The organism is Streptomyces sp. NPDC001443, from assembly GCF_053597355.1.
In genome coordinates this window covers 170,930-191,990 of the sequence record NZ_JBSFIA010000006.1, presented here as the reverse complement: position 1 = coordinate 191,990, position 21,061 = coordinate 170,930, and the positions used below count along the sequence as shown (strand labels likewise).

Sequence of the window (21,061 nt, the reverse complement as noted above, 5' to 3'; positions counted from 1 at the left end):
CCCGGTCCGCCGTGCGGGGGCACGGACACGCGTTCCGTCGCGCGCGTTGATCACGTGCGCCGTGATGCAGCGTAGCGTCCCCGGGTGACAGGCCCGTCACAGGGGTTTCGAACACAGCCGGTGAGCGGCCGCTTCGGGGTGTTGACCGGCCGCGGCGCCGCCGCATACGTTGCCAGAGGGGAAAGCGCTTACCGTCGAGCGCGCGGCCGTGTCCACCGCCAGGGTCACCGCCGTGCCCGCCGTCCTGTCCGCCGCTTCGGAGGAGTGCTGATCACACCCATGCCCACGCCTGCCGCCCGGCCCGGGACGCCCGCGTCGCCATCCGCCGCCCGCCCCGGGACACCCGCGCCCGTATCCGCCGCCCGGCCCGCGACGTCCCGGGCCGGCTTCGCCCCGCTCGACGGCCGTCCTGTCCGCGCCGCCGTCGTCGGCACCGGCGCGATCGCGCGCGGAAGTCATCTGCCCGCGCTCGCCCGGCTCGCCGAGGAGGGCCGGACGGAGGTCGTCGCCGCCGTCGACATCGACCCCGGTGCCGTCCGCGAGTTCTGCGCCTCGGGCGGGATCCCGCACGCCTACACCGACCTGGACCGGATGCTGCGGGAGCAGCGGCCCGACCTGGTCACCGTCTGCACCCCGCCCACCCTGCACCGTGAGCAGACGGTGGCCGCGCTGCGCGCCGGGGCGTGGGTGTGGTGCGAGAAGCCGCCGGTGCCCACGCTCGCCGATTTCGACGCGGTCGAGGCCGCGGCGGGCGACGGGGGCGGGCCGTACGCCTCCATCGTCTTCCAGCACCGCTTCGGCTCCGGCTCCCGCCATGTCCGTCGGCTGCTCGCCGAGCGGGCCATGGGGCGGCCGCTCGTGGCGCACTGCCAGACCACCTGGTACCGCGACGCCGCCTACTACGCCGTGCCCTGGCGGGGCCGCTGGGGCACCGAGGGCGGCGGCCCGGCCATGGGGCACGGGATCCACCAGATGGACCTGCTGCTCGATCTGCTGGGACCGTGGAGCGAGGTGCGGGCCATGGCCGGGCGGCTGGTGCACGCCGTGGAGACGGAGGACGTCTCCACGGCGCTGGTCCGCTTCGAGAACGGGGCCCTGGCGACCGTCGTCAACAGCGTCCTCAGCCCCGACGAGGTCAGCCGCATCCGGATCGACTGCGAGCACGCCACCGTAGAGCTCACCCACCTCTACGGACACGGCAACGCGAACTGGCGCGTGACCCCGGCGGCGCACGTGCCGCAGGACGAGGCCGCCGCCTGGCGGGACTTCGGCGCGGACGTGCCCAGTTCGCACCTGGAACAGCTCCGTGAACTGGTGGCGAGCATGCGGGCCGGGCAGCGGCCGCGCAGCAGCGGCGAGGAGGCGCGCACGAGCCTGGAGCTGATCAGCGCGCTGTACAAGTCGGCGTTCACCGACGTCACGGTGCGGCGGGGCGAGATCGGGCCGGGAGACCCGTTCTACACGGCCCTGCACGGGGGCGTGCCCGGCTGGGCACCCGCGACCGCCGCCCCCGGGGTCCCCGCGGGCGAGGAGGTGTCCGCATGACGACCGGACTGCGCGTCGTGCACACGCACGGTGATCGCATCACGGTGACCGAGACCGCCACCGGCGTCGAACTGCTCGCCTACGTCTACCGGCCGGAAGCGGCCTGGGAGGCGCCCAAGCCGTACATCCACCCGCTGCGCACCCTGGCCGGGGACGTCGTCACCGGCTACCGGCCCAACGACCACCGCTGGCACAAGGGCCTGTCGCTCACGGCCTCCCATCTGTCCGGAGCCAACCTGTGGGGCGGCAACACCTACGTCCACGGCCAGGGGTATCTCGAACTCCCCGAGCGGGTCGGCTCGATGGCGCACGTCGCCTTCGACGAGGTCGCCGCCGACGGCGGACGCGCCGTCATCGCCGAACGCCTCACCTGGCACCCGTACGGCGGGGAGCTGTGGGCCGAGGAGCGACGTCGCGTGGAGATCCACGACGTGGACCCGGCGGCCGGCTCCTGGGCGCTGACCTGGACGACCGCCGTCACCAACCGGCGCGCGGAGCCGCTGCTGTTCGGCAGCCCCACCACCGCCGGGCGCGAAATGGCGGGCTACACGGGGCTGTTCTGGCGCGGCCCGCGCGCCTTCCGGGACGGACTCGTCCTCGGACCCGACGGCGAGGGCCGGCAGCTGATGGGCAGTCAGTCCTCCTGGCTGGCGCTCCGCGGCGAGCACGACGGCGCGGACGGCCACGCGACCCTGGTCTTCGCGCACGCTCCCGAGAACGACCACGCCGGAGCCCTGGGCACCCACCCCGCCCACTGGTTCGTGCGCAACGACCCCTTCGCCGCCGTCGCCCCGTCCTGGGCCTTCCACGACGAGCTCGCGCTCGCCCCCGGTGCCACCCTCGCCCGCCGCTACCGGGTCGTGGTGGCCGACGGGGCCTGGGCGCGGGAGGAGATCGCCGGGTATCTGAAGGCGCACCCGTGGTGAGCCCGGCGCAGTTCGCCGGACCGCCGGGCGGGGTCGGCCTGTCGCGGCTGTCGGTGTACGACTGGCCGGCGGCCGACGGCGTGTGCGGCGGAACACCCCATCTGCACCTGGCCTGTTCGGAGGCGTACGTGGTCACCGGCGGCCGGGGCGCGGTGCAGACGCTCACCGCCTCCGGGTACGAGGTCACACCGCTCACGCCGGGCACCGTCGCCTGGTTCACGCCCGGCACGATCCACCGGCTGGTCGACGAGGGCGACCTGCGCATCACCGTCCTGATGCAGAACGGCGGGCTCCCGGAGGCGGGCGACGCGGTGCTCACCCTGCCGCCGCCGTACCTGGCCGACCCGGGCACGTACGCCGCCGCCACGACGATCCCCGCCGACGCGCCCGAGGCCGAGCGGGAGCGGATCGCCCGGGCCCGCCGGGACCTCGCCCTGGCGGGCTACCGGGCGCTGCGGGACGCCGAAGGCCCCGAGGCGCTGGCCGCTTTCCATCAGGCCGCCTGCGCGCTGGTGCGCCCGCGGATCGCCGAGTGGCGCGAGCGCTGGCGGCGCGGTGCCGAGGCCGCCGCGAAGGCGACGGGGGAGCAGCTCGACCGCCTGGAACGGGGCGATCCGTCCCACCTCGGCGGGGCCGTCGTACGATCCGAACAGCCCTTGGAGCGCGGGAGGTTCGGGATGTGCGGACGGCTGGACGTGTACGACTTCCGGGAGGCCCACGGGTGAACCGGCCGGTCGAGGGAGGTGAGGCCGGACCGCCGGGGAGCGGGGCTGCCGGGGCGCCTGCGGGCCGGGCCGTCGCGTCGCCCGTCGTGACGGTCCGGGGCCGGACCGAGGACGACCTGGCGGACTGCGTACGGCTCCTCGCCGAGGTCCACCGCCGCGACGGCTATCCCGTGAACTGGCCCGAACGGCCCGCGACATGGCTGACCCCGGCGTCCGCACTCGGGGCCTGGGTGGCCGAGGTCGAGGGCCGTCCGGCCGGGCATGTCGGCCTGTCCCGGGCCGCGGAGGGCGACCTCGCCCCCGTGGTGTGGAGCGAACGCGCCGGTCTGCCCGTGGAGTCGGCCGCCGTCCTCGGCCGGCTCTTCGTCGCGGCCGCAGCGCGGGGACACGGCCTCGGGGGCCTGCTCGTCGGCCGGGCCGTACGGGAGGCCCGGCGGCACGGGCTGCACCCGGTGCTCGACGTCGTGGCCTCCGACACCGCCGCGGCCGCCCTGTACGAGCGGCTTGGCTGGGAGCGGCTGGCCACGGTGGAGCAGCTGTGGGGGCCGGACCGGCGGGTGAGGGTGCACTGCTACGCGGCGCCCGCCACGCCCTCCGGAGGATCCGCGGGGCGGGCGGGCGCGCCGACGCCGTGATCCCGGGCGCTATGTGACGGACGGGCCGTCAGCTCGACCGCAGGTGGTGGCGCTTGCGCCAGGCCACCACCGCGCCCGCCAGCGTCGGTACGGTGATGGCGGCCATCGCGACGAGGAACGCGGGGGACGTCGGCGCCGAGGCGCGGGCCCCCGCGACGACGTACGCGGCGGTGTTCGGAACCGAGCCGAGCGCCGTCGCGAGCAGGAACGGCAGCCAGCCCATGCGGGAGACGGCCGCGCAGTAGTTCGCCGCCCAGAACGGCACCCCCGGGAACAGCCGGGCCGCCATCATCGAGCGGAAGCCGTGCCGGCTGAGCTGGCCGTCCGCCGCCTTCAGCCAGCGGCCCCGCAGCAGCGGACGCAGCGCGCCCTGCCCGAGCGCCCGGCCCAGCCCGAACGCGATCCCGGCGCCGAGCACGGTGCCCGCCAGCGTCGAGGCGGTACCGAGCTGCGAGCCGAACAGCGCGCCCGCCGCCAGGTTCAGCAGCGGCCGGGGCACGAACGCCACCGTGCACAGCCCGTACGCCAGCGCGAACACCAGGGCCGCGGTGGCGCCCCCGGCGTGCGGTGGCCAGCCGTGGGCCAGCAGCTTCTGCGGCTCGAAGAGCAGCACGCTCGACGCGGCCGCCGCGAGCAGCACGACGAGCAGGGCGAACCGGGACCACGGTGAGAGCAGCGCTCTCGTGCAGCGTGTGGTGAAGCCGACGGGCGTGGGCAGGGGCACGGCGAGGGCGAGCTCCGTGGCGGCGGCCCGGGGAGTGGCCGTGGCGGTGCCCCCAGAGCGGGTGGTGGCATCGAGCATTCGGTGACAGTAACCGACGGACGCGTGTGATCGCCGTACGGCCCTGGAGAAGAACGCCGCCACGCGCGCGTGCGGGCGAGACCGGGCGCGGGCCGGAAAACCATTCGACGTGCGGGGACGCGTCGGCGAGGATCGGCGTCATGTTCCGGTACGCCTTCCACCTCGCAGCATCCGCGGTCGCGGATGCCACGAAGGCTGCCGTTCCCGTGTTCGTCGCAGCAGTCGACGGCGCCCGAAGCTGACCCTCTCCGGACATTCCGGCGGACCCCGCAGGGGGAGGGTCGGCCAGTCCCTCGGGGTCCCCGTCCCGCCGCGCCCACCGCGCCGGGACCTTCGCTCGGTCCACTGAGAGGCTTCCAGGTACCGCCATGCCCAAGACGGCATACGTGCGCACCAAACCGCATCTGAACATCGGCACGATGGGCCACGTCGACCACGGCAAGACCACCCTGACCGCCGCCATCACCAAGGTCCTCGCCGACCGCGGGACCGGCACCTTCGTCCCGTTCGACCGCATCGACCGGGCGCCGGAGGAGGCCGCCCGCGGCATCACCATCAACATCGCGCACGTCGAGTACGAGACCGACACCCGGCACTACGCGCACGTGGACATGCCGGGCCACGCCGACTACGTCAAGAACATGGTCACCGGGGCCGCGCAGCTCGACGGGGCGATCCTCGTCGTCTCCGCCCTCGACAGCGTCATGCCGCAGACCGCCGAGCACGTGCTGCTCGCCCGTCAGGTGGGCGTCGACCATGTGGTCGTCGCGCTGACCATGGCCGACCGGGCCGACGAGGAGCTCGCCGACCTGGTCGAGCTGGAGGTCCGCGAACTGCTCACCGCGCAGGGCTACGGCGGCGACGCCGTGCCCGTCGTACGGGTCTCCGGACTCGGGGCGCTGGAGGGCGACCCGCGCTGGACCGCGTCGATCGAGGCGCTGCTCGACGCGGTGGACACCTATGTGCCCCTGCCGGAGCGGTACGTGGACGCGCCGTTCCTGCTGCCGGTGGAGAACGTGCTCACCATCACCGGCCGCGGGACGGTGGTCACCGGTGCCGTCGAGCGCGGCACGGTCCACGTCGGTGACCGGGTCGAGGTGCTCGGCGCCGGTGTCGAGAGCGTCGTCACCGGCGTGGAAACCTTCGGCAAGCCCATGGCCGAGGCGCAGGCGGGCGACAACGTCGCGCTGCTGCTGCGCGGGGTGCCACGGGACGCCGTCCGGCGCGGGCACGTCGTCGCGGCGCCCGGCAGCGTCGTGCCCCGGCGTCGCTTCACGGCGCGGGTGTACGTGCTGTCGGGGCGCGAGGGCGGCCGCACCACCCCGGTGTCGACCGGCTACCGGCCGCAGTTCTACATCCGTACCGCGGACGTGGTCGGCGACGTCGACCTCGGCGAGGTCGCGGTCGCCCGCCCCGGCGACACGGTCACGATGACCGTCGAGCTGGGACGCGAGGTACCGCTGGAGCCCGGGCTCGGCTTCGCCATCCGCGAGGGCGGCCGGACGGTCGGCGCGGGCAGCGTGACCGCCGTCGAGTGACGGCGCGCCACCCGGGCACGGGGACGCTCCCGGTCCCCGTGCCCGGGTCCGGGGCGCCTCCGTACGGGCAGGCGCCCCGGTGCGGTCCGGGCGGGGCCGGTCGCGCGGGCACAATGGGACGGTGAACGAGCCCATACCCGTAAGCCGAGCCGTCGATCACGGGTTCGCCAAGCTGATGCCCGACGTCGACCGGGAGCGGGCCTGGCTGCTGACCGTCGACGGGGCTCCGCAGTCGTACGTCGACCTGGACGAGCCGACGCACCTGGAGTTCGAGTACGCGCGCCGGCTCGGGCACGTCCTGGACACCGTCACCCGGGCCGGGGCTCCGCTGGACGCGCTGCACCTCGGCGGAGGCGCGCTCACCCTGCCCCGCTACCTGGCCGCGACCAGGCCCGGATCCCGGCAGGACGTCGTCGAGGCCGACCGGGGCCTGCTGGACCTGGTCGCCGAGCATCTTCCGCTCCCGGACGGCGCGGGCGTCACCCTGCACGCCACCGACGCCCGCCGCTGGCTGGAGGCCGCCCCCGACGACTCGGCCGACGTCCTGGTCGCCGACGTCTTCGGCGGCTCCCGCGTCCCCGCGCACCTCACCTCCCTCGGTTACGCCCGTGAGGCCGGGCGGGTCCTGCGCGACGGCGGTGTCTACCTCGCCAACCTCGCCGACGCCGCTCCGTTCGCCTTCCTGCGCTCCCAACTCGCCACCTTCGCGGCGGTGTTCCCGGAACTCGCGCTGATCGCCGAACCGGGCGTGCTGCGCGGCCGCCGCTTCGGGAACGCGGTGCTCGTCGCCGCGCGGCACCCGCTCGACACCGCCGCCCTGGCCCGCCGGACCGCCGCCGACGCCTTCCCCGCGCGCGTCGAGCACGGGGCGGCGCTGCGCGACTTCATGGGCGACGCACGCCCGGTACGGGACGAGGACGCCGTACCTTCGCCGGTGCCCCCCGACGGCGCTTTCGGCATCGGCTGAACAACGGGCGGAAAAACGAAATGCACAGAACGCCGCGGTGCGCAAAAGGAGGTGGGGGAACAGGGTTGGCACTCTCCGAATTTCCCGTCGCATTCGGCTGCCGGGCCGGGGTGTGGATATTTCGTCGTCGCGCCCGGAAGTCCTGCCGACGGTAGTATGACCTTCATCGGAGGGAGGGGATCCAGCGCGCTGCGGCGCCTCGGATGACGGTCTTGACGACGGTCTTGGAGGAACCATGGCTGCGGAGATCTCGCCGCTCATCAAGCCCTCCCGGCTCAGACGTCGGGAAGGCCTGTGGGGCGAATGCCTGGCCGAGTTCCTGGGGACCCTCGTCCTCATCGCCTTCGGCTGCGGCGTGGTGGCCATGACGGTCGCGGCGCTGCCGGGTTCGGGCCGTACGTCGGGGCCGACGACGTTCTTCTGGGGAGCCGGGGACTGGCTGCTGATCACCTGGGGCTGGGCGTTCGCGGTCGTCTTCGGGGTGTACGTGGCCGGCGGGGTGAGCGGGGCACACCTCAATCCGGCGGTGACCCTGGCGTTCGCGGTGCGGCGCAAGTTCGCCTGGGTCAAGGTCGCGCCGTACATGCTGTCGCAACTGATCGGCGCGTTCACGGGGGCCGCACTCGTCTACGCGGTCTACCACGACGCGATCAACACCTTCGACGCCGCCATGAAGGGCCCGAAGACCAACGGGCACACGCTCGCGTCGTTCTCCATCTTCGGGACTTTCCCCGCGCCGTATTTCCACGGCGGAATCTGGGGGCCGCTGATCGACCAGATCGTGGGAACGGCGTTCCTGGTGATGCTGATCGTCGCCGTCATCGATCTGCGCAACACCGCCGTGAAAGCGAATCTGGGTCCGCTGATCATCGGATTCGTCGTCGCGGCGATCGGCATGTCCTACGGGGCGAACGCCGGATATGCCATCAATCCGGCCCGTGACCTCGGGCCCCGCCTTTTCACCTGGGCCGCGGGGTGGCAGGATCTGGCGATGCCTGGGACATTGGCGGGGTCGTTCAGCAATTACTTCTGGATTCCCATCGTCGGCCCTCTGGTCGGCGGGGTGATCGGGGTGCTGGTGTACGACCTGTTCATCGGTGACGTCCTGCATCTGCGCGCCAGGGAGGGCGCCGGACTCGAGGTCGGCCCCGCGCACAACGAGGGGATCCCGGACGACGAATAGCCGTACGACCGGACGGCCTTGCCCGGACCGGCGGGTGAACCCCGGGCGCGGGCGGGCGCCGTGAGGTCACCCGTCGGCCGGGTGCCTGGAACACCGGGACCGCCGCCGGGCCTTGCCGGTCAGTTGCGGGTCGGGTCCCCGTGCAGCCGGACCGTGCTGAGGATCTTCATGACGGTCGCCTTCGGGACCTCCTTGTCGACGCCCGTGGCCCCGTAGAGGTTCCAGGAGACGAAGTCGTCGGCGGAGTTCTTGAAGCCGAACGTGATCGCCTTGCCGTCGGTGGCGCACTTGCCCTTCTGGGGCGTGTGGGCGGACTGCGCCCAGGCGTAACTGCCCTTGACGCCCGAGGCGGTCGTGTAGGGCGTGGCCTTCTTGTCGAACGTGATCGACTTCTTGTCCGGCTGGGTGTAGCCGCCGTACACCCACCACGCCGGGGTGTTGACCGCCACCTCGTCGGTGCTCTTGGCGCCGCCGCCGCCCTTGGTGCCCACCACGGCCAGCGGGGTGTCCTCGGTCCTGCCGTCCTTGTCGTCGTCGGACGTGCACCACTTCGACTGGTACTCGGCCGTCCCGGACATGATGATGATCGGCTTGGCGTCGTCCGAGTTGTCCTCCTCGAAACCGATGCTCAGGCCGGGGGACTGGACCTCCCAGTCGGCCGGCACGTCGAAGGCGATGCCCCACTTGGGGTTCACGACGACCTTCCAGCCCGCGACCGTCGGCTTCTCGGTCTCGTTGCCGCGCGGGTTGTCGTCCGCGCCGGACGCCGTGGCACTCGGGTCGCTCGGCGTCGTGGACGCGGAGGTGCTCGGCTTCTTGTCCTTGCCGTAGACCTCGACCTCGTCCTTGTCCTTGCCCAGGACCAGATAGCCGGTGACGCCCGCCGCCACGACCACGGCCGTCGCCGCCAGGATCGCGACCAGCTTGGTCCGGTTGCCGCCACCGCCGCCGCCCGGCTGCGGCCGGGGCGCGCCCGCGGGTATGGACGCGCCCCACTGGGGCTGCTGCTCATACGGGTTGGGCTGCTGATAGCCGGGCTGCTGATACGGATTCGGCGCTTGGTACCCCGGCTGCTGGTACGGGTTGTTCTGTCCCTGCGGGTTCTGTCCCTGCGGGTTCTGCTCGCCCCCGGGCGGCTGCTGTCCTGGCCACATGGCGAGCAACCCTAGTGCCGCCATGGACACGAATCGGTCACCGCCCTTTGTCAGGCACGTACCGATGGTGCCGCCACGGATCTGGCCAGCGAAGACTACTCGTGGGTAACATCTGGTTCATGAGCGCAGACCAGATGTCGATCGGCGAGATGCTCGCCGCCACGGTGCCCATGGTTCGGACCCTGAACCTGGAGTACCTGGAGACCACCCCGGAGCGGGCCGTCCTCGCCCTCCCGGACCAGAGCGAGTACCGCAACCACGTCGGCGGGCCGCACGCCGGGGCGATGTTCACCCTCGGTGAGTCGGCCAGCGGCGCGATCGTCCTGGCCGCCTTCGGCGACCAGCTCGACCGTGCCGTGCCGCTGCCGGTCAACGCCGAGATCGCCTTCAAGAAGATCGCGCTCGGCCCGGTGCGGGCCACGGCCACGCTCGGCCGCCCGATCGCGGAGGTCGTCGCCGAGCTCGACGAGGGCAGGCGTCCGGAGTTCCCCGTCTCCGTCGCCATCCAGCGCGAGGACGGTGCCGTGACCACGGAGATGACGGTCCTGTGGACCCTGCGTCCCAACGGCTGAACACCGGCTCGTTCGGGTGACCCGGTAGGCTTCCCGGCGTGCGCGCCTTTCGGCGCGCGCCGGGAGACACGGGACACAACGGGAGGAAGCCGCGGTGCACGTCCAGGAATGGCTCGACACGGTGCCCGCCGGTGCCGTCTACGCCGTGGTGGCCCTGGTCATCGGAGTGGAGAGCCTGGGCATCCCGCTGCCGGGGGAGATCGTCCTGGTGTCGGCCGCCCTGCTGTCCTCGCAGCACGGGGGAGTCAACCCCGTCGTGCTCGGCGCCTGCGCGGTCGCCGGCGCGGTGATCGGCGACTCCATCGGCTACGCCATCGGCCGCAAGGGCGGACGCCCGCTGCTGGCCTGGCTCGGCAACAAGTTCCCCCGGCACTTCGGCGAGGCGCACATCGCGACCGCCGAGCGGTCCTTCGAGAAGTGGGGCATGTGGGCCGTCTTCTTCGGCCGCTTCGTCGCCCTGCTGCGCATCTTCGCCGGCCCGCTCGCGGGCGTGCTGCGGATGCCGTACTGGAAGTTCCTCGTCGCCAACGTGCTCGGCGGGATCGCCTGGGCGGGCGGCACGACCGCGGTCGTCTACTACGTCGGGCTCGTCGCCGAGGACTGGCTGAAGCGGTTCTCGTACCTGGGGCTGGCGGCGGCCGTGCTCATCGGACTGACGTCGGTGCTGGTGCTCAAGCGCCGGGCGAAGAAGACGGCGCAGCAGCGGACGGCGGACGAGCGCGAGGCGGTTCCGGCCGCCGAATAGGCGGCCGCACCGGCCTCTGTGGTCACCTGACTGCCGTCAGCGGGCCGGCCGCGCGGCTCAGCCCTCGTGCACCTCGCGGTGGGCCTTGGCCAGTTCCGCGTACATCGTGCCGTTCAGGGTGATCCCCTGCCGCTCCTCCTCGGTCAGCTCCCGCCGGACCTTCGCGGGGACGCCCGCGACCAGGGACCCCGGGGGCACCTGCATGCCCTGCGGTACCAGGGCCTGCGCCGCGACCAGCGAGCCGGCGCCGATCACCGCACCGTTCAGCACCGTCGCCCCCATGCCGATCAGACAGTCGTCGCCGACCGTCGCCCCGTGCACGACGGCGTTGTGCCCGACGGAGACCCGCTCGCCCACCGTCACCGGGAAGCCGGGGTCGGCGTGCAGGGTGCAGTTGTCCTGGATGTTGCTGCTCGCGCCGACCGAGATCCGCTCCACGTCGCCGCGCAGCACCGCCCCGTACCAGACGCTCGCCCCGGCCCCCAGCGTCACGTCGCCGATCACCGTGGAGGTGGGGGCCGTGAAAGCCTCCGCGTCCACCCTCGGTTCCCTGCCGCCGATGCCTGTGATCAGCGCGCTGTGCGTCATCGCCGTCTCCTCGTGTCCGTCGTACACCGGCACCGTACGCCACCGGGTGGGGTGAAGATCACAGGTTGCGGACGGCATGGTCACGGCACGCGCCGACTACGGTGAGCGGGTGCCGAAGAGCAAGAACACGTTCTCATCCTGGTGGCGCCGCGCGGCGCAGCGGGCCGTCCACGCGGGCTGGGCCTGGGCGCAGCGCGCGGGCTCCGTCAGCGCCGAACACCCGGGGCGCTTCCGCTTCGGCTCGATCGGCCCGGCCACCCGGCTCGCCTTCCCGCTCGGCACCGTGTTCGGCGAGCCGTGGATCCATCTCGGCTCCCACTGCATCGTCGCCGAACAGGTCACCCTCACCGCGGGCCTGATGCCCGACCTCGATCTGGGCCCGGACCCGATCCTGCGCATCGGCGACGGCGTCGTGCTCGGCCGCGGCAGTCATGTCATCGCCGACACGACGGTCACCATCGGCAGCGACTGCTACTTCGGACCGTACGTCTACGTCACCTCCACGAACCACTCCTACGACGACCCGCACGAGCCCATCGGCAAGCAGTGGCCGCGGATGGAGCCGGTGGAGATCGGGCCGGGCTGCTGGATAGGGACCGGGGCGGTGATCCTGCCGGGTGCCCGGATCGGACGCAACGTCGTGGTGGCCGCGGGCGCGGTCGTCCGGGGGACCGTGCCCGACCACGCCGTGGTGGCCGGGGCGCCCGCCCGGGTCGTACGCCGCTGGACGCCGGACGGGGGCTGGCAGCCGCCGCTGCGCACCCCCGCACCGGTCCCGGTCCCGGACGGGGTCACCTCCGACCAGTTGGCGGCACTGGCGGGCCTCGACGAGGAGACGGTGGCGAAACTGGCCCGGCTGGAGCCCTGAGGCCCTCGGGGGTGCCGGGCGCGGCCCGCGGCGCCGGGCCGGTGGTCGGCTCATCCGGTCGCCAGCAGCAGCGTGCCCACCAGGGCCAGGCCGGCGCCCGCCGCCTGTACGGCGCGCAGCCGTTCACTGAGGAAACCGCGCGCGGCGAGGGCGGTCACCACGGGGTAGAGCGAGGCGAGTACGGCGGCGACCGTGATCGGCCCGTGCTGGGCGGCCACGGAGTACGTGCCGTTGGCCGCGACGTCGGCGAGGCCGACGAAGGCGAGCGCCGGGAGCGAGGCCCAGGGGAAGCCGCCCGCCGGAAGGGCCGGGGCGCCGCGGCGCGTGGCGGCGTACAGCGCGGCGCCGCCCACGGCCACGTTCGTCAGGCGCTGCACGAACAGGGCCAGGAACAGGCCGGTGACCGTGGTCGACGCCTCGGCGATCAGCGCGAAGACCGTGCCGAAGCCGAGCGCGGCGACCAGGGTCAGCAGGATGGCCCGGCGCTGCACACCGGCGCCCCTGAGCTGCGGACCGCCCGCGAGCACGACACCCGTGACGGCGACGGCGATCCCCGCGGCCTGCGTCAGTCCGGGGCGCTCGCCGAGGAAGAGGCCCACGCCGACGGGGACGGCGACGCTCAGGGTGGCCAGCGGGGAGACGACCCCCATCGGGCCCAGGGCGAGTGCCTTGTAGAAGGAGAGCAGCGCGACCGGGCCGACCAGACCGGCGGCGAACGCGAACCACAGCCGCGGCCCGGCCTCGCTCCAGCCCCCGGTGGCCGCTACGATCGCGCCGAGCACGACCGCGGCGATCCCCTGGGAGACCACGACGACGGACAGCGCCGGGATCCGCCGGGTCAGCACCCCGCCGCCGAAGTCGGCCAGGCCCCACAGCAAGCTGGTGGCCAGGGCGAAGAGTGCTGTCACGGGGTGCCTCGCAGTACAGTTCGGTGAACGATCGGGTGCATCACACAGTAGTTCAGTGCGATGGACTCTGTCATTCACAATACTGAACCCCGGGTGCTCTTCGGATATCCATGGATATCCGGTCACACCAGATATTGGACGGAATGTGTCGGACCTCGACCTGCTGACCCAGTCCCTGGCGCGCAACGTCAAGCGCTGGCGCACCGAGCGCGGCTTCACCCTGGACGCGCTCGCCGCGCGGGCCGGCGTCAGCCGCGGCATGCTCATCCAGATCGAGCAGGCCCGCACCAACCCCAGCATCGGCACGGTCGTCAAGATCGGTGACGCCCTCGGCATCAGCATCACCACCCTGCTCGACTACGAACAGGGTCCGAAGGTGCGCGTCGTCCCCGCCGAACAGGCCGTGCGGCTGTGGCGCACCGACGCGGGCAGCTACAACCGGCTGCTCGCGGGAACCGAGGCCCCCGGCCCGCTGGAGATGTGGGACTGGCGGCTGATGCCCGGGGAGAACAGCCTCTCCGACCCGCATCCCGTCGGCACGGTCGAGCTCGTCCATGTCCTGGCGGGGGAGCTGACCCTCACCGTCGACGGCGTGGACCACGTCGTCCCGACCGGCGCGAGCGCGTCCTTCGAGGCCGACACCCCGCACACGTACGGCAACCGGGGCGACGTCCCGATGGAGATGGTCATGGCGGTCTCCGTCCCGCCCGTGCGCTGAGACGCCCCCGGGGCCGCCGCCGGACGGCTGTTACCGTGCGGCCATGCGCGCACCCATCGGAGACTTCGACCACGCCACCCCCGCCCCCGACTGCCTCGACGAACTCACCGGCCCGGTCGCCGACGCCGTACGCCACTGGACCGGCACCGTCCCCGCCGGCGAGATCCTCTACGTCGAGACCGACCCGCGATGGGCAGACACCGCCGTCTTTGTAGAGCACTACGGCCGGGACCTGCTGGAGCGGTCCGCGAACTGCGTCGTCGTCGCCGGCAGGCGCGGCAGCGGGACCACCCTGGCCGCGTGCCTGGTCCTGTCCACCACGCGCGTCGACGTCAACGGCGTGGTCCGCCGGCAACTCGGCGCCCGCAAGGCCTCGTTCGCGCCCATGGACACGGCGACCGGGGAGACCGGCATGGAGTACGGCGGGATCACCCCGATCGGGCTGCCCGCCGACTGGCCGGTGCTGGTGGACTCGGCGGTCGTCGACCTGCCGTACGTCCTGGTCGGCAGCGGACGCAGGCGCGGCAAGCTGCTGGTGCCCGGCAAGGCGTTCGCACAACTGCCGGGCGCGGTCGTGCTGGAGGGCCTGGGCACGTCCTGAGGTCACACCCGCGCGTGGTGGGCCAGCGCCAGATGCGGGTCGGCCTGGCCCGCGACCGGCGCCGGATCGGCGTGCACCAGCGCCGCGGTGAGCCGGGGAACGGCGTGCAGCAGGGCGTGCTCGGCGTCCACGGCGATCGCGTGGGCCTGCCGCACGGTCGCCTCGCCGTCCACCACCACGGCCACCTCGGCGCGCAGCCGGTGCCCGATCCAGCGCAGCCGCAGCTCGCCGACCCCGCGCACCCCCTGGACCGCCGACAGCGCCCGCTCGGCCCGGTCCACCAGCGCCGGGTCCACGGCGTCCATGACCCGCCGGAACACCTCCCGCGCGGCGTCCCGCAGCATCAGCGCGATCGCCGCCGTGATCGCCAGCCCCACCACCGGGTCGGCCGCCTGCCGGCCGAGCGCCGAACCGCCGGCGCCGATCAGCACCGCCAGTGAGGTGAACCCGTCCGTACGGGCGTGCAGTCCGTCGGCGACCAGGGCGGCCGAACCGATCGAGCGGCCGACCCGGATCCGGTGCCGGGCCACCCACTCGTTGCCCGCGAAGCCGACCAGGGCGGCCACGGCGACCGCCGGGACGTGCTCGACAGGCCGCGGGGACAGCAGCCGCTCGAACGCGGTCCACCCCGCGAAGGCCGCCGAAGCGCCGATCGTCAGCACGATCGCCAGGCCCGCCAGGTCCTCGGCGCGGCCGTAGCCGTAGGTGAAGCGGCGGGTCGCGGCCCGCCGGCCCAGCACGAAGGCGATGCCGAGCGGTACGGCGGTCAGCGCGTCCGCGGTGTTGTGCACCGTGTCGCCGAGCAGCGCCACCGACCCGGAGAGGACCACGACCACCGCCTGTACCGCCGCCGTCGCCCCGAGCACGGCCAGCGACACCCACAGCGCGCGCAGCCCCCGGGCCGAGGCCTCCAGGGCGGGGTCGAGCCGGTCGGCGGTCTCGTGGGAGTGGGGGGTGAGGAGATGGGCGAGGCGGTGCCGCAGCCGGCCGGCGGGACGGGCCGGCCCGTGGCCGTGGGAGTGCTCCCGACCGTGGGGGCGCGCGTGCTCATGACGGCTCGCCCCCCGGTCCTGATGGCGGGCCGGGTCGGGCCCGTGCCCGTCGTGATGCACATGACCACGACCGTGGCCGTGCGCGTGGTCCTGCTCGTGTCCCTTGTCGTGCCGGTCGCTCACGGCGATCCCCTTCCGGTGCGCCGGGCGCAGGTGCGCGGGAGTGGACGCGTCTCGCCCTCGACGCCATTATGTGCGCATGAGCGCACACATGCACCCGTCTCCCGCGCATCGGCACCACGGGCATCCGCGTACCCCCGGAGAGGAGCATTTCGCCCTCGCGGCCGAGATCCTCGCCCTGCTCGGCGACCGCACCCGCCTCACCCTGCTGCACGCACTGGCGGCCGGGGAGGCGGACGTCACCACGCTCACGGAGACGTGCGGAGCGGCGCGGCCGGCCGTGAGCCAGCATCTGGCACGGCTGCGCCTCGCCGGACTGGTGAGCACCCGCAAGGAGGGCCGCCGGGTCGTCTACGCGCTCCGCGACGGCCATCTGCGCCGTCTGCTGGACGAGGCGCTCGACGTGGCCGACCACCGGCTCCGCGACCAGCCCGTCCACGACTGACCCGCGGCCGGCGCATCGGTCGTACCGGAGGGAGCGGCGCTCAGCCCAGCCTCGGGATCTCGATCGCCGGGCAGCGGTCCATCACCATCTCCAGGCCGGCGGCCCGGGTACGGTCGTACGCCTCCTCGTCCATCACGCCGAGCTGGAACCAGACCGCCCGCGCCCCCTTGGCGACCGCCTCGTCGGCGACCGCCCCGGCGAGACGGCCGTTGACGAACACATCGACCACGTCCACGTCGAAGGGGATGTCCGCGAGGGACGCGTAACCACGCTCGCCGTGCACGGTCTCCGCCTTGGGGTGCACGGGGACGACCCGCTTGCCGAAGCGCTGGAGCACCTCGGCGACGCCGTACGCGGCGCGGTCGCGGTTGGACGACAGGCCCACCACGGCCCAGGTGTCACCGAGCTCGGTGAGAATCGTGCGGATCGTTGCCTCGTCGCCGTACACCGGCGGCCTCCTCGACACAGACGGGAAAGGGCTCTCCCGGGGACAACAGCACGGTACGCGGTGGGATTCCGGCGGCCGGGCCCCGCCCGCCGTACCGGTTCGGTACCGGTTCGATGTCCTGATTCCGCGCAGCCTGTCTGCGCGACGGCCTCCACCCGCCTACGCTCACCTCGTGCTCCGCATCATCGACGCCCGTATTGGCGAACTCGTCGACGCCGCCCCGGTCCGCCGGGGCCTGACCCGGGTCGAGGCGCACGTGCCCGGGTTCGACCTCACCGCAATGCGCCTGCTGCTCGTCACCGACCTTCTCGTACGCGCCCTCGAGCTCGGCGGCACGCCGGTGTGGGCGCTGCTGACCGCACCGCGCGAGGGGGCCGAACTGCGCGCGGGCGCCGCGGCCCTCGGGGTGCGGCCCTTCGAGGACGCGCGGGACATCGGGACCGGACTGGGCGAGGCCCAGGTCCTGCACGTGGTGGGCACGGGTGGCGCCGTGCCCGACGGCGTCCGGGTCGAGGTCGCGCCCGTCGTCCCCGGCGGGGCGGGGGTCCCGCAGGGCACCGACCCGACCGTGCTGCGCCTGGCGCTGCTCGGCCACCCGCGCGGCGCGCCCCTGCACCTCGGACCGGACGCCCTGACGGACGCCGAGCGCACCCTCGGGCGCTGGCGCCGCGCGGTCGCCGGCTGGGCCACCCGCCCCTCCCGGCCGGTCCCCGACGAGGTGCGGGTACGGCTGCGCACCGCCTGGGAGGACGACCTGGACGTGCCCGAGGTCCTGAACGTCCTGCGCTGGGTGGAGGAGGCCGGACCGGACCTGCCGGAGGGCGCCCGCTTCGAGACGTACGCCTACGCCGACCGGCTGCTGGGCCTGGAGCTCACCCGCGACCTGGGAACCCTCGTATGACCGCGCGCGCCGGGGCGGGCCCGCTGCGCCGCCTGGTCGTGCTGCGGCACGCCAAGTCCGCCTGGCCGGAGGGCGTGCCCGACCACCGGCGGCCGCTCGCGCCGCGGGGCCGCCGGGACGCCCCGGCCGCGGGCCGGGCCCTCGCCGAGGCCGACTTCCTGCCCGACCTCGCCCTGTGCTCCACCGCCCTGCGCGCCCGGCAGACCTGGGACCTGGCCGCCGCCGAGTGGGGCACCCCGCCGCCGGTGCGCTACGACGCGCGGCTGTACGGGGCCGGTGCGCCGGAACTGCTGGACGTGGTGCGCGAGACACCGCCCGAGGTCGAGACGCTGCTGCTGGTCGGCCACAATCCCGGCCTGGAGGAACTCGTCCTCGACCTGGCCGACGACGGCCTCGACGGAGCGCTGGAGGAGGTCCGGGCGAAGTTCCCGACCTCCGCGATCGCGGTCCTCGCCTGGTACGGGAGCACCTGGCGGGCGCTCGCCCCGGGCTCGGCCCTGCTGACGTCGATGACGGTGCCGAGGGGGCGGCGGCTGAGCTAGCGCCTCACCGGTGACGCGGCCTCAGCCCACATGGACGTACGGCCTGCGCTGCGGGGCCCGTTCCGCGCGGCGCAGCACCTCCCGGGTGACCGGCGCGACCTCGCCGTCGCCGAAGACCAGGAACCGGATCAGATGGCTGACGGGGTTGCCCTCCGTCCAGCTGAAGTAGGCGTGCGGCACCTCGCCGGTGCGGTCGCGCAGGGCCAGCAGCACCGCGGCGATGGTGTTGGGCACCGTCGGGCCCTGCGCCCGCAGCCGCCGTACGCCGTGCAGCTCGTCGCCGCGCACGGTGACGTCGGCGCTGAAGTCCGAGGAGTCCCGCACGAACACCTCCAGGAACAGCACAGGACCGCCCTTCGGGATGGGGGTGTGCCCGCGCTGCTCGTGCTCCTTGGCCCGGTACTCCCGCCGGGTGTGCTCCACCGGTTCGTTCGCGATCAGCCGCAGCGGGCCGGCCCGGGCCGCCCCGTCGACGATCCGCCGCGCGCGCTCGTCGAGGACGACCTCGGCGACGCGCAGTTCGAAGGCCCGGTGCACCCGCGAGACGAACGAGGTCACCAGGATGGCCACGATGAAGATCGCCGCGATCTTGATGCCGTCCGGCCGCTCGATCACGTTCGCCACCAGCGTGTACGCGAACACGGCGGTGATCGTGCCGAACCCGAGCGCGGCACGGTGCCGGCCACGCCGATGCACCGCGACCGTGGAGGCGAACGCCGCCGACAGCATCAGCACCAGCACACCGGTCGCGTACGCGCCGCTCTGCCGGTCCACGTTCGCGTCGAACCACAGGGTGATGAGCACCGCCGCCGTCATGAAGACCAGGACCAGCGGACGCACCGCCCGCGTCCACTCGGGGGCCATGCCGTAGCGCGGCAGATAGCGCGGTACGAGGTTCAGCAGCCCGGCCAGCGCGGAGGCGCCCGCGAACCACAGGATCGTGATCGTGGAGATGTCGTACACCGTGCCGAACACCGTGCCGAGATGCTGGTGGGCGAGGTAGGCCAGCGCGCGGCCGTTGGCCTTGCCGCCGCTCCTGAACTCCGACTGCGGGATGAGGATCGTCGTGGCCAGGCTGGACAGCAGCAGGAAGCAGCTCATGATCAGCGCGGCCGTGGTGAGCAGTCGGCGGGTGCCGTGGATCCGGCCCGCCGGGTTCTCGTACGTGTCCGTCGGAGCGCCCCTGACCTGCGGCATCACGGCCACGCCGGTCTCGAAGCCGGACATGCCGAGCGCCAGCTTCGGGAAGACCAGCAGCGCCACGCCGATCATCATCAGGGGCGAGGAGTGCTGCGCGCTCAGCGCGTCGGTCCAGTCGTCCACGCGCACCGGGCCGGTGAACACCGCCCACGCGGAGGCGGCGAGCACCACCAGATTCAGGGTCAGATACGTCGCCACCAGCACCACCGCGATGCCGATAGCCTCCCGGAAACCCTTGAGGAAGACCCCGCCCAGCAGCCCCACCAGCACCAGGGTGATCCACAGGTTCTCGCCGCGCAGCCACGGCGGCGCGAACGGGTTCTCCACCACGTGCGCGGCGGCGTCCGCCGCCGACAGGGTGATGGTGATGATGAAGTCGGTCGCCGCGAAGCCCAGCAGCACCAGCACGAAGATCTTCCCCGACCACCACGACAGCAGCCGTTCCAGCATGGCGATCGACCCCTCGCCGTGCGGACTCTCGCGCGCCACCCGGCGGTAGACCGGCAGCGCGCCGAACAGGGTCAGCCCGATCAGCACCATGGTCGCGAGCGGGGACAGCAGACCGGCGGCGAGCGCGGCGATGCCCGGCTGGTAGCCGAGCGTGGAGAAGTAGTCGACACCGGTCAGGCACATCACCCGCCACCACCGGTGGCCCTCCTGTCCGGCCCGCGCCTTCGCGTGCGGGCCGGGGTGCCGCGCGGTCTGCTCGCTCAGGCCCTGAAGCAGCCAGGCCCGCCAGCGGGCCGTGCGCGCGGAGCGGCCCGACGCGGTGGGGCTCGACGGGGTGGCCCCGGCACCGCCGGTGCTCCCCACGTGCGTGCCGGTCATGCCGGTGTCTCCCGTCTTGCGGACCTCCCCACATCGTCGCCCGCACCCGCGACGCGGGCGACCGCACGAGCGGCCGTACGGAGGGCTGTACGGGCGGCCGTACCGAGGGCTGCGCGGGCGGCTGTCCGGAAGGCTGTACGAGCGGCCGCACGGGCTCCGTCTAGGCTGGCCGGATGCAGGACCAGTACCGCACCGTCGCCCACCCGGGTGTGCACGAGACCGAGGTCAACCGTTCCCGCTTCCTGTGCGCGCTCGCTCCGGCGGCCACCGAGCAGGAGGCGCAGGACTTCGTCGCCGCCGTCCGCAAGGAGCACGCCGACGCCACGCACAACTGCTGGGCCTACGTCATCGGAGCCGACGCCTCCGTCCAGAAGGCCAGCGACGACGGCGAGCCGGGTGGCACGGCCGGGGTCCCCATGCTCCAGATGCTGCTGCGCCGCGACATGCGGTACGTCGTCGCCGTCGTCACCCGCTACTACGGCGGCGTCAAGCTCGGCGCGGGCGGCCTCATCCGGGCGTACGGAGGCGCCGTCGGCGAGGCCCTGGACGCGCTCGGCACCCTGACCCGGCGGCGCTTCCGGGTGGCCACGGTGACCGTCGACCACCAGCGGGCGGGCAAGGTCCAGAACGACCTGCGCTCGACCGGGCGGGAGGTGCGGGACGTGCGGTACGGGGAGGCGGTCACCATCGAGATCGGGCTGCCGGACGCGGACGTGCCGGCCTTCCGGGGGTGGCTCGCGGACGTGACGGCCGGCACCGCCGGGTTCGAGCTGGGCGGCGAGGCGTACGGGGACGCCTGAGGGCTGAGGGCTGAGGGCCGTCGCCCGACGCTCCAGCGGTGCCGGGACGTATCTCGTTGCTCACCCCGGCGGCGGTCATCCGTCACGCCAATATGGACATATCAGAAAATTGACTGTTGTGCGGGTGTGACGGGCCGGGATCCGTGGGGGATCGGTTGCCGAAAGGCGTTAGCGTGGTGGACGCCGACCGGAGGGTTCATGCCGGTTCGGCCCGAGTGCGCGCCGGTGCCTTCCGCCGCGCGCCCACGGG

General features: G+C 73.5%; 23 protein-coding genes. 16 read left to right on the top strand and 7 right to left on the bottom strand.

Going from position 1 to position 21,061, the window contains the following annotated elements:
• Nucleotides 1-279: 279 nt before the first annotated feature.
• The 4 genes from ACWC24_RS09995 (at nucleotide 280) to ACWC24_RS09980 (ending at nucleotide 3,831) form a co-directional block, all read left to right on the top strand.
• Nucleotides 280-1,545: a Gfo/Idh/MocA family protein gene (locus ACWC24_RS09995; RefSeq protein WP_450662337.1), complete on the top strand. Its 1,266-nt coding sequence runs from the start codon at nucleotides 280-282 to the stop codon at nucleotides 1,543-1,545.
• Nucleotides 1,542-2,471 carry a DUF6807 domain-containing protein gene (locus ACWC24_RS09990; protein ID WP_450662336.1) on the top strand — a complete coding sequence of 310 codons (930 nt, stop codon included), beginning with the start codon at nucleotides 1,542-1,544 and terminating at the stop codon, nucleotides 2,469-2,471. The genes ACWC24_RS09995 and ACWC24_RS09990 overlap by 4 nt, the downstream gene beginning before the upstream one ends.
• A complete protein-coding gene (locus ACWC24_RS09985) occupies nucleotides 2,465-3,196 on the top strand; it encodes a cupin domain-containing protein (RefSeq protein ID WP_450662335.1) in 732 nt (243 codons plus the stop codon). Before ACWC24_RS09990 ends, ACWC24_RS09985 begins: the two co-directional genes overlap by 7 nt.
• An 86-nt stretch (nucleotides 3,197-3,282) precedes the next feature.
• Complete coding sequence (locus ACWC24_RS09980; protein ID WP_450662334.1) at nucleotides 3,283-3,831, top strand: GNAT family N-acetyltransferase; 549 nt, start codon at nucleotides 3,283-3,285, stop codon at nucleotides 3,829-3,831.
• A 28-nt stretch (nucleotides 3,832-3,859) separates the two neighbouring features.
• On the opposite strand, the gene ACWC24_RS09975 is transcribed toward ACWC24_RS09980, so the two are convergent.
• Nucleotides 3,860-4,633 carry a TVP38/TMEM64 family protein gene (locus ACWC24_RS09975; RefSeq protein ID WP_450662333.1) on the bottom strand — a complete coding sequence of 258 codons (774 nt, stop codon included), beginning with the start codon at nucleotides 4,631-4,633 and terminating at the stop codon, nucleotides 3,860-3,862.
• 368 nt (nucleotides 4,634-5,001) lie between these two features.
• Here ACWC24_RS09975 and tuf point away from each other — a divergent pair, with 368 nt between their 5' ends.
• The 3 genes from tuf (at nucleotide 5,002) to ACWC24_RS09960 (ending at nucleotide 8,321) form a co-directional block, all read left to right on the top strand.
• Nucleotides 5,002-6,171, top strand: a complete 1,170-nt coding sequence (gene tuf, locus ACWC24_RS09970; protein ID WP_450662332.1) for an elongation factor Tu — start codon at nucleotides 5,002-5,004, stop codon at nucleotides 6,169-6,171.
• A 121-nt stretch (nucleotides 6,172-6,292) separates the two neighbouring features.
• Nucleotides 6,293-7,138 carry a spermidine synthase gene (locus tag ACWC24_RS09965; RefSeq protein WP_450662331.1) on the top strand — a complete coding sequence of 282 codons (846 nt, stop codon included), beginning with the start codon at nucleotides 6,293-6,295 and terminating at the stop codon, nucleotides 7,136-7,138.
• A 235-nt stretch (nucleotides 7,139-7,373) separates the two neighbouring features.
• On the top strand, nucleotides 7,374-8,321 hold the full coding sequence (locus ACWC24_RS09960) for an MIP/aquaporin family protein (RefSeq protein WP_450662330.1): 948 nt from the start codon (nucleotides 7,374-7,376) through the stop codon (nucleotides 8,319-8,321).
• A 119-nt stretch (nucleotides 8,322-8,440) separates the two neighbouring features.
• On the opposite strand, the gene ACWC24_RS09955 is transcribed toward ACWC24_RS09960, so the two are convergent.
• The gene (locus ACWC24_RS09955) at nucleotides 8,441-9,475 is read right to left on the bottom strand and encodes a hypothetical protein (protein ID WP_450662329.1); all 1,035 of its coding nucleotides are present in this window, start codon (nucleotides 9,473-9,475) and stop codon (nucleotides 8,441-8,443) included.
• A 134-nt stretch (nucleotides 9,476-9,609) separates the two neighbouring features.
• Here ACWC24_RS09955 and ACWC24_RS09950 point away from each other — a divergent pair, with 134 nt between their 5' ends.
• Nucleotides 9,610-10,047, top strand: coding sequence for a DUF4442 domain-containing protein (locus tag ACWC24_RS09950; RefSeq protein WP_450662395.1), 438 nt, complete (start codon nucleotides 9,610-9,612; stop codon nucleotides 10,045-10,047).
• A 94-nt stretch (nucleotides 10,048-10,141) separates the two neighbouring features.
• Nucleotides 10,142-10,792, top strand: coding sequence for a DedA family protein (locus ACWC24_RS09945; RefSeq protein WP_450662328.1), 651 nt, complete (start codon nucleotides 10,142-10,144; stop codon nucleotides 10,790-10,792).
• Between the two features lie 57 nt (nucleotides 10,793-10,849).
• On the opposite strand, the gene ACWC24_RS09940 is transcribed toward ACWC24_RS09945, so the two are convergent.
• The gene (locus tag ACWC24_RS09940) at nucleotides 10,850-11,380 is read right to left on the bottom strand and encodes a gamma carbonic anhydrase family protein (protein ID WP_450662327.1); all 531 of its coding nucleotides are present in this window, start codon (nucleotides 11,378-11,380) and stop codon (nucleotides 10,850-10,852) included.
• Nucleotides 11,381-11,456: 76 nt separating this feature from the next.
• On the opposite strand from ACWC24_RS09940, the gene ACWC24_RS09935 reads away from it, so the two are divergent.
• Nucleotides 11,457-12,248 carry an acyltransferase gene (locus ACWC24_RS09935; protein WP_450662326.1) on the top strand — a complete coding sequence of 264 codons (792 nt, stop codon included), beginning with the start codon at nucleotides 11,457-11,459 and terminating at the stop codon, nucleotides 12,246-12,248.
• Between the two features lie 50 nt (nucleotides 12,249-12,298).
• Here the strand turns inward: ACWC24_RS09935 and ACWC24_RS09930 are convergent, their stop codons facing one another.
• Nucleotides 12,299-13,156, bottom strand: a complete 858-nt coding sequence (locus ACWC24_RS09930; protein WP_450662325.1) for a DMT family transporter — start codon at nucleotides 13,154-13,156, stop codon at nucleotides 12,299-12,301.
• Nucleotides 13,157-13,301: 145 nt separating this feature from the next.
• Here ACWC24_RS09930 and ACWC24_RS09925 point away from each other — a divergent pair, with 145 nt between their 5' ends.
• Together ACWC24_RS09925 and ACWC24_RS09920 are read left to right on the top strand one after the other, a co-directional pair.
• Nucleotides 13,302-13,874 (top strand): helix-turn-helix domain-containing protein, encoded by a 573-nt coding sequence (locus ACWC24_RS09925; RefSeq protein ID WP_450662324.1) that lies wholly within the window; start codon nucleotides 13,302-13,304, stop codon nucleotides 13,872-13,874.
• A 43-nt stretch (nucleotides 13,875-13,917) separates the two neighbouring features.
• On the top strand, nucleotides 13,918-14,475 hold the full coding sequence (locus tag ACWC24_RS09920; protein ID WP_450662323.1) for a YbaK/EbsC family protein: 558 nt from the start codon (nucleotides 13,918-13,920) through the stop codon (nucleotides 14,473-14,475).
• Between the two features lie 2 nt (nucleotides 14,476-14,477).
• Here the strand turns inward: ACWC24_RS09920 and ACWC24_RS09915 are convergent, their stop codons facing one another.
• Complete coding sequence (locus tag ACWC24_RS09915; protein ID WP_450662322.1) at nucleotides 14,478-15,650, bottom strand: cation diffusion facilitator family transporter; 1,173 nt, start codon at nucleotides 15,648-15,650, stop codon at nucleotides 14,478-14,480.
• A gap of 76 nt (nucleotides 15,651-15,726) precedes the next feature.
• Between ACWC24_RS09915 and ACWC24_RS09910 the strand changes: the two genes are divergently transcribed.
• Nucleotides 15,727-16,092, top strand: a complete 366-nt coding sequence (locus ACWC24_RS09910; RefSeq protein WP_450662321.1) for an ArsR/SmtB family transcription factor — start codon at nucleotides 15,727-15,729, stop codon at nucleotides 16,090-16,092.
• A gap of 40 nt (nucleotides 16,093-16,132) precedes the next feature.
• On the opposite strand, the gene ACWC24_RS09905 is transcribed toward ACWC24_RS09910, so the two are convergent.
• Nucleotides 16,133-16,540 (bottom strand): CoA-binding protein, encoded by a 408-nt coding sequence (locus tag ACWC24_RS09905; RefSeq protein WP_450662320.1) that lies wholly within the window; start codon nucleotides 16,538-16,540, stop codon nucleotides 16,133-16,135.
• 172 nt (nucleotides 16,541-16,712) lie between these two features.
• On the opposite strand from ACWC24_RS09905, the gene ACWC24_RS09900 reads away from it, so the two are divergent.
• Nucleotides 16,713-17,441 (top strand): hypothetical protein, encoded by a 729-nt coding sequence (locus tag ACWC24_RS09900; protein WP_450662319.1) that lies wholly within the window; start codon nucleotides 16,713-16,715, stop codon nucleotides 17,439-17,441.
• Nucleotides 17,438-17,983 (top strand): SixA phosphatase family protein, encoded by a 546-nt coding sequence (locus ACWC24_RS09895; RefSeq protein WP_450662318.1) that lies wholly within the window; start codon nucleotides 17,438-17,440, stop codon nucleotides 17,981-17,983. Before ACWC24_RS09900 ends, ACWC24_RS09895 begins: the two co-directional genes overlap by 4 nt.
• 21 nt (nucleotides 17,984-18,004) lie before the next feature.
• Here ACWC24_RS09895 and ACWC24_RS09890 read toward each other — a convergent pair whose 3' ends face one another.
• Complete coding sequence (locus ACWC24_RS09890; RefSeq protein ID WP_450662317.1) at nucleotides 18,005-20,011, bottom strand: amino acid transporter; 2,007 nt, start codon at nucleotides 20,009-20,011, stop codon at nucleotides 18,005-18,007.
• Nucleotides 20,012-20,184: 173 nt separating this feature from the next.
• On the opposite strand from ACWC24_RS09890, the gene ACWC24_RS09885 reads away from it, so the two are divergent.
• Nucleotides 20,185-20,811 carry a YigZ family protein gene (locus ACWC24_RS09885; protein WP_450662316.1) on the top strand — a complete coding sequence of 209 codons (627 nt, stop codon included), beginning with the start codon at nucleotides 20,185-20,187 and terminating at the stop codon, nucleotides 20,809-20,811.
• The last annotated feature ends 250 nt before the right edge of the window (nucleotides 20,812-21,061 follow it).